Source organism: Actinoplanes sp. NPDC051411 (assembly GCF_040682075.1).
Lineage (GTDB): Bacteria > Actinomycetota > Actinomycetes > Mycobacteriales > Micromonosporaceae > Actinoplanes.
This window is the reverse complement of the sequence record NZ_JBFBAD010000013.1, coordinates 120,794-127,508: the sequence shown is the minus strand read 5'-3', so window position 1 is coordinate 127,508 and position 6,715 is coordinate 120,794. Positions and strand designations below refer to the sequence as shown.

The following is a 6,715-nucleotide window of genomic DNA, read 5'->3' as shown; positions in this document are numbered from 1 at the left end:
CGGTCTCATTCCGAACCCGGAAGCTAAGCCCTCCAGCGCCGATGGTACTGCACTCGGGAGGGTGTGGGAGAGTAGGACACCGCCGGACTCAACGTGAACAGTAGGCCCACCCCTGCGGGGGTGGGCCTACTGCCGTTTACAGACCTTTTCTTTTCTTCCTTCCTCGCCGGCGTCACAGATCACGGCGTTGCGGTGTCTTGTGTTCGGGACATTCCGCGTTGAGGAGGCAAGATCATGCACGTCTTCCTGGCTGGTGGAACCGGTGTGCTCGGCCGGCGGCTGGTGCCGCAGCTGGTGGCCCGCGGTCATCAGGTGACCGCGACGACGACGAGCAAGGCCAAGCTCGGCCTGGCCGAAGGGCTGGGTGCGACCGCCCTCGTGATGGACGGCCTGAATCCGGATTCGGTCGGCGAGGCGGTGACGTCGGCGCGGCCCGACGTGATCGTCAACGAGATGACCGCGATCTCGATGACTCATGCCGGCAAGCCCGACATCAAGCACCCTGACAAGTGGTTCTCCATCACCAACCGGCTCCGCTCCGAGGGTCTCGACCACCTGCTAGCCGCCGCGGCCGCCAACGGCGTGACCCGCTTCTTCAACCAGGGCTATGCCGCGTGGAACGGCGAGCCTCGCGGCGGCCGGGTCAAGACCGAGGACGATCCGCTCAACCTCATGCCGGGCACCGTTGCCAACCCTTTGCTGATCACGCTGGCGCAGGCCGAGGAAAAGGTGCTGAAGTTCGGAGGCACGGTCCTACGCTACGGCGGCTTCTACGGTCCCGGCGCGATCGACGACCAGGTCACCCTGCTGCGCAAGCGTCAATACCCGCTAGTCGGCAGCGGCTCCGGTTACAGCTCCTGGATCCATCTCGACGACGCGGCGAGCGCCACCGTCCTGGCCGTCGAGCAAAACGCGACCGGCGTCTTCAACATCGTCGACGACGACCCGGCCCCGGCCCGCGACTGGCTGCCCTACCTGGCCGAGTGCGCCGGCGCCGGCAAGCCTTTCCGCGTCCCGGTCTGGCTGGCCCGCCTTCTCGCCGGCGACCAGGCCGTCTTCATGATGACCGAGGGCCGCGGCTTCTCCAACGCAAAGGCCAAGCGCGAGCTCGGCTGGAAACTCCGCTACCCATCCTGGCGCGAAGGCTTCCGTGCTGAACTCGCACCGGCCGCCAGCAACACCCGTCCTTGACCGCGACCATGCCTTTGCTGAGAAGGGCGACCGTCGCCCGGTCCGCGCACCCCGATCCGATGCCACAGACACAGTGACCGCCGCTGTCGGCACTGACGGGCCCTGTGCCCGACGCATCGCGAAACCGCTCTTCCGGGCGTAGGCGGTGTCGCGGCGGTTCCACCAATCCACCAATCGTGCGGCCGACGCGAGGTGCCATCGACGGGCCTCTCGACGGCGCCGCTGACCAGAACGCGCACGCCCAGATGTCGGCCGGCATCTCGACGGCCAGCGGAACTTCGCGCGGTCGCCCGCGGCCGCCAAAGGGCTGCCCGCGGTGCGGCGGCAGATCAGCGACATGGTCATGGTGGCCTTGTTGCCGGCTGGCGTTGCGAAGACTCTTGCAGCACGGCAGTGTCGCTCGCAGCCGACACTCTGCCCGGGGCCAGGCCGGCCGCGCCTCTCCAAACCCGGTCAGCGGCGTGATCGTCGCGTCGTGCTGCGGCAGTTGATCGTTCGCGGCTCGCGATCACGCCGTTCAGGGCGGGCGGCGTGCTGGCGCTGGGGCCGACGTGCGGTCGAGCCGACCGAGCAGCGCGAGAGGGGTCTTGGTGACCTGCCCGACCGCACCGCCCAACTCGGGCTCGGGATGGCCGACGTCAACGTGAGCGCAGCTGGGAACTGGTCGACGTGGCCAACGGCATCTGCGCCGTCACGCACGGCGGAGGCCAATAATCGGCGCCGACAACAACCTGAACACGTGCGTCTCCACGTCTAGGCGCCCGGGCTTCCCCCAGGCACGCGAGGCCGAGGAGGCACACGCTCGCGGCACGAGGCCCGCCCCCCGCTGGAGATCCCTGGCGCCGAGAGCCCGAGATCCCTAACCGGGTCGACAGGGCGGCTGCACGACCAAAGTCGCCGTCGCCTCGGTCATCAGCTTCCAGACGGTCAAGACCTACGCGTTTCCCGAGTCCGCACCGAACTCGGTCTCCGCGACCGCGTCCAAGCCGTCGTCCGCGCCGTCCGAAGCGGCCTGGCCACGACCGAGCCATAGGTCACCGGAAAGCCGTGTAACGCCGAGCGGACGCCTCAGGTAGCCTGGTGCCCGCGGGCCGCTAGCTCAATGGCAGAGCTGAGGACTTTTAATCCTTAGGTTCCGGGTTCGAGTCCCGGGCGGCCCACCTTCATGCTGGCCAGCGGAGGGGTCTCCGGCGATAGGTGCAGTGCGCGAACCGCTGTCGTTCATGTTTAGCCCGAGCTATAGTCGGTCCATGCCTCAGGATGCACCTCGTCGCTGGTCGATCAAGACCACGTCTGACGTGCGGTCGTGGCTACGAGCGTTGCGTGAGGCCGATCCGGATGTTTTTCGGTCGGTCAACGTCGCCATCGACATGCTTGCCGAGACCGGCCCGGCGCTTGGCCGCCCGATGGTCGACACGCTTCAGGGGTCGGTGATCGGCAACCTCAAGGAGTTGCGGCCTCGTTCGGGCCGGGACATCGCGATCAGGGTGTTGTTCGTGTTCGATCCTTGGTCGCAGGCGATCCTGTTGGTGGCGGGAAACAAGGCTGGCGACTGGAACCGGTGGTACAAGAGGGCGATCCCGGTCGCCGAGGGCGCCTACGAGAAGTGGCTGGCCGAGGAGCGTAAGCGGAGGGAGGACTCGTGAGCGAGTTCGAGGACTGGGAGGACCTCCGTGCAGAGCTGCACGACGGGGACGATGACGCCTTGGCGGCGGAGCGGGCGCGGACCGAGGCGTGGATCAGCGCCTACCATCTGGCCGAGGAACGGAAACGGCTGGGCATGACACAACGGCAAGTCGCCGAGCTGATGGGGGTCTCGCCCGGCCGGGTCAGCCAGATCGAGAACGGCGATCTCGACGTGAACGAGGTCGCGACTCTGAGCCGGTACGCACGGGCGCTCGGTGCTCGGATGCGGATCATCTTCGACTACGGCAACGACCTTCGACAGATCGCCTGACCAACCGAACCGGCTCACCGCGCAGCCGATAGCCGAAGCCTGGCCATCATTTTTCGCCGCGAACTGGCCAGATGTCCTAGCAACGGCATCCCCACGACGACCGCCGAGCGGTTCGCATGGTGCAACGTTCGGCCCACCGTATGGCATTCGCGAAGAATGTCTGTTTTGTGCCGTCCATAGATGTGCCGCTGAGCTGCGGAAACGCGATGCGGGACAGAGTTGCACCCGCGACCTTCCTCTCGCACGGGTCCGCACCGGCGCCCATCGAGGCGCCAGGCGATGACCGTCGAGGAAACACCAGCGCAGGCGCCCGGGCTGCTGAGCCCCTCGGTTCTCGAGGACTCTTCTTGAACTCGCAACCTCCACCAAGCCCGACCAGCACTGCGCCAGCGGCAGGGGTCCTGGCCGCCTGGCCGCCTGGCCGCCTGGCCGCCTGGCCGCCCGGCCGCCCGGGGCACGGGGCGCGGGCGGCGCTGTCACGCGAGCGCCACGACATGAGCAGATGCACGGGCGTTGCCGCGCAGAGACCGTGGCGCCGAGGTCATGTCCGGCTTGGTGACTCGCTGCTCGGTCGCCGGCAAGCAGTCACGGATGAGCGGCCGCAAGCTGATCAAGCGAACGAGGCCGGGTAGCGAGCTGCACGTCGCGGGCCGAGCCCATACGGCCGACGCGCCGCCGCCCCAGCGCCCACGATCCACCGCAGCGAGGGAGCCCGTCACCGAGGGTAGCCAGACCACCTCGCAACAACATGATCACATACACGGATTTGCCGATGTGAGTGCGCCGGTAATCCGCGTTACAGCAGGAATCGTCGGTTGGCTCCGGCCCGACCGCGCTGACTTCGCCCGGCGCCTCGTTGAGCCCCCGGCAGGCGCCTACCGTGGGCCAGAGCCACGCCGGTGAACTTCTTCGCGCGGCCGACTGCGGGCACTCCACAGCGCCATGAAACTGGTTGCGACAAAACTCATTCCGTTTACGATCCATATGGGTTTCGCGTCCTCAACCTCGCCCACCGTTCCGGCTCGACTAGACCGTCCGGGTCAACGACCACCGCGAGGCGGCCGCCGACGGTGAACTGATTGAATCCCTCCGTCAAGTAGCCAGCTACGCGGTGTCCATCCGCATCGACAAGCCGGTAGAGGTAGTGTCTCGACCTTCCGCGCCCAGCCGCGTATGCGCCGTCAACAGTCGCCGACACTGTTTCTCCACGACACGCTAGAACGGACGCGTGCACGCCGAATAACGTCGAGATGACGAGCACGGCGCCCGCCACTATGCCGCCGAACTGGCTCCAGGAGGTCGAAGCCTTGGTCGGGCTCGTCGAGCCTCCTTCCCGGAGCAGGTACCGGCCGATCGCGAACGCCAAGACCACCAAGATTGCGGACGCTAGTATCGGCAAGTCGCCCTGAAGCCTCGCGAATGACAGAAGCCCAGCGAGAAACGCCGCCGCGGCGTAGAGCCCGAACACCGTCGCCGCTCTGGCGATGAACGTCTGGGGCCCGCGCGACGAGAAGGTCATGAAGTCGATTGTCGGTCGCCTACGCAATGCATGGTCAAAGTGACCGGTACGGGCCGTCGACGTCGCTCTGCGGAGGTCTTCGTGGAAACTCCCGCCCGTGCTCGCCGTCCGCGCTCCCAACGACGATGATCTGAGAAATCACGACTCGTGGGTCGCCGACTTCGCCATGTCATAAATCCTGATCAGCGAACGACACTCCGGTATCCGCTCATGCCGCTGTCCGTGCGCGGGCGGATGGTCGACCGCACGTTTTGAGGGACGGCCGGTCGAGGTCGATCAGCGGGATCACGGACCTCGGCCCCCACGGTCGCTTGGCGAGTAGGTCCGCCGACCAGGTGCTGTGCAGGCACTGCATCACCGGCTCGACACCGATGCAGTGCCGCAAAGAACCGACCGAGCGGTCGACAACGCTGCCCCGCGGGAGCATTTGTCGCTGACGTACCCGGCTCAGCTCCAACACGTCGCGTTCAATAACAAGGTCAAGGTAGTTCGCGAACCAGCGTGACCGGGACGGTCTCGGAGGCCGCCGCAATACGACCGGCATCCCGCCTGACGTGATCCGGCGGCGTACTCGTCGTGGACGGCGCAGAGCCGAGCGAGTTATCTGCGCCGTCGAGCGGCCTGCCGATCATGAAGCCGCCGGTTGCTCCCTCGACCTCGGCCTGCATCAAGGGCAGCACGTCCAAGATGTCGACTCGGCCGGTCAGGGCCTCGAACCGTCCCGGACTGAGATCTCGGTTGAGGTAAACCATTCCTCTTTCGTGCCAAGCGACGGCATCGCGGTCCTGCCCAGCGCAGAGATCGATCAGACGTTCGGCAAGCAGGTGCTCGCCGGCCTCAGGTAAGCGGAGCGTCGCTGTGGCCGATGTCGAAGAGGTTGCCCTCCGGGTCGGCCATGGTGGTCCACACCGCGCCGTACTCGGCGAAGTCGGCGACCGGCTTGGCGCCCAGCGCCGCGGCGCGAGCGACGGCGGCCGGTACGTCCGGTGTGTGCAGGTCCACGTGGATGCTGTTCTTGCCCGGCGTCCGGTCGGGCACCTTGATGAACATCAGCACCGGGTGGGCGCCGGTCGTACGTCCGATGGTGGCGAAGTATTCGGATGCCCCGTCGTCGACCGGGCGGTCGAGCAGTGCCGCGTAGAACGCGGCCAAGTCGGCGGCGTGTGTGCAGTCCACGGTCACGTGGGCGATCACGAGGGCGGTCATGTTGTTGCTCCTCACTGGATGGGCCAGCAGATCTCGGTCTGATATTTGCTGGGGTCGTTCGTGTGGGCGGGCCCGACGAGGTAGATCTCCACGATGGGGTCGGCGAGTCCGATGTCGTGCTCGGCGACGTGGCGGCCGAGTTGTCCGTAGGTGAGGTCGCAGTCGGTGAACGGGCCGGCGTGCACCGCCACCGCCAACCGTTGCTGTGGCAGCACGGCGAACCGGTCATCGGCGGCCGGCACGGATTCGGGGAGCACCGGCACGAACGCCACGATCTGTCCTTCGTCGCGTTCGAAGAACTCGGTCGAATACGTCGCGCCGGCCGGGCCGGCCGGGTCCACGCCGAGGTCGGCCAGGATGCCGTACAGCCGTGGATAGGTTTGTCCGCACCAGTCGGCGACCGCCGGGCGGGCCACGTGGGCGCCGATGCACAGCGCGGCCGACGCCGCCGACATGCGATGTGCCACCGGGACGGCCGGCGGTGTCCGCAGCAGCCGGCGCAGCGACATCACCACGTCGTGGGTGCGGGCGAGCTCGGCTTCCATCCGGTCCAGGTGTCGGGCCAGCGCCTCCTCCCGCGACTCGATGTCCGGCTGGGCCAGCAGGCGCCGGATCTCCGCCAACGGCATGTCGAGACCGCGGAGCCGCCGGATGAGATGGGCGTCGTCGACCTGCCCGGTCGAGTAGCGCCGGTGGCCGGTCGTCTCGTCGACCGCCGCGGGCACCAGCAGTTCGATGTCGTGGTAGTACCGCAGCGTCTTCGCGCTGAGGTGGCACAACCGCGAGAACTCGCCGATCGCGACTCCCTGTGTCATGCGTCCAGTCAAGCCCTTCCCGTAGCT

Annotated in this window: 7 protein-coding genes, 1 tRNA gene and 1 rRNA gene; 5 read left to right on the top strand and 4 right to left on the bottom strand. The window is 67.3% G+C overall.

Annotated elements, in window-relative coordinates; genetic code table 11:
• From rrf to AB0M88_RS10225, 5 genes are all read left to right on the top strand, one after another.
• A 5S ribosomal RNA gene (gene rrf, locus AB0M88_RS10245) occupies positions 1 to 88 on the top strand; the annotation flags it as partial.
• Positions 89 to 234: 146 nt separating this feature from the next.
• A complete protein-coding gene (locus tag AB0M88_RS10240; RefSeq protein WP_364098410.1) occupies positions 235 to 1,191 on the top strand; it encodes an NAD-dependent epimerase/dehydratase family protein in 957 nt (318 codons plus the stop codon).
• A 1,088-nt stretch (positions 1,192 to 2,279) separates the two neighbouring features.
• Positions 2,280 to 2,351: transfer RNA gene (locus AB0M88_RS10235), tRNA-Lys, on the top strand.
• Between the two features lie 90 nt (positions 2,352 to 2,441).
• Positions 2,442 to 2,837 carry a type II toxin-antitoxin system RelE/ParE family toxin gene (locus AB0M88_RS10230; RefSeq protein WP_364098408.1) on the top strand — a complete coding sequence of 132 codons (396 nt, stop codon included), beginning with the start codon at positions 2,442 to 2,444 and terminating at the stop codon, positions 2,835 to 2,837.
• Entirely contained in the window at positions 2,834 to 3,148 is a 315-nt protein-coding gene (locus AB0M88_RS10225) for a helix-turn-helix transcriptional regulator (RefSeq protein ID WP_364098406.1), read from the top strand. Before AB0M88_RS10230 ends, AB0M88_RS10225 begins: the two co-directional genes overlap by 4 nt.
• Before the next feature lie 973 nt (positions 3,149 to 4,121).
• On the opposite strand, the gene AB0M88_RS10220 is transcribed toward AB0M88_RS10225, so the two are convergent.
• The 4 genes from AB0M88_RS10220 to AB0M88_RS10205 all read right to left on the bottom strand — a co-directional run bounded on the left by AB0M88_RS10220 (position 4,122) and on the right by AB0M88_RS10205 (position 6,688).
• Positions 4,122 to 4,667, bottom strand: coding sequence for a hypothetical protein (locus AB0M88_RS10220; protein WP_364098403.1), 546 nt, complete (start codon positions 4,665 to 4,667; stop codon positions 4,122 to 4,124).
• 479 nt (positions 4,668 to 5,146) lie between these two features.
• The gene (locus tag AB0M88_RS10215; RefSeq protein WP_364098400.1) at positions 5,147 to 5,419 is read right to left on the bottom strand and encodes a hypothetical protein; all 273 of its coding nucleotides are present in this window, start codon (positions 5,417 to 5,419) and stop codon (positions 5,147 to 5,149) included.
• A gap of 85 nt (positions 5,420 to 5,504) precedes the next feature.
• A complete protein-coding gene (locus AB0M88_RS10210; RefSeq protein WP_364098397.1) occupies positions 5,505 to 5,873 on the bottom strand; it encodes a VOC family protein in 369 nt (122 codons plus the stop codon).
• Between the two features lie 11 nt (positions 5,874 to 5,884).
• Positions 5,885 to 6,688, bottom strand: a complete 804-nt coding sequence (locus tag AB0M88_RS10205; RefSeq protein WP_364098394.1) for a MerR family transcriptional regulator — start codon at positions 6,686 to 6,688, stop codon at positions 5,885 to 5,887.
• Positions 6,689 to 6,715 lie beyond the last annotated feature (27 nt).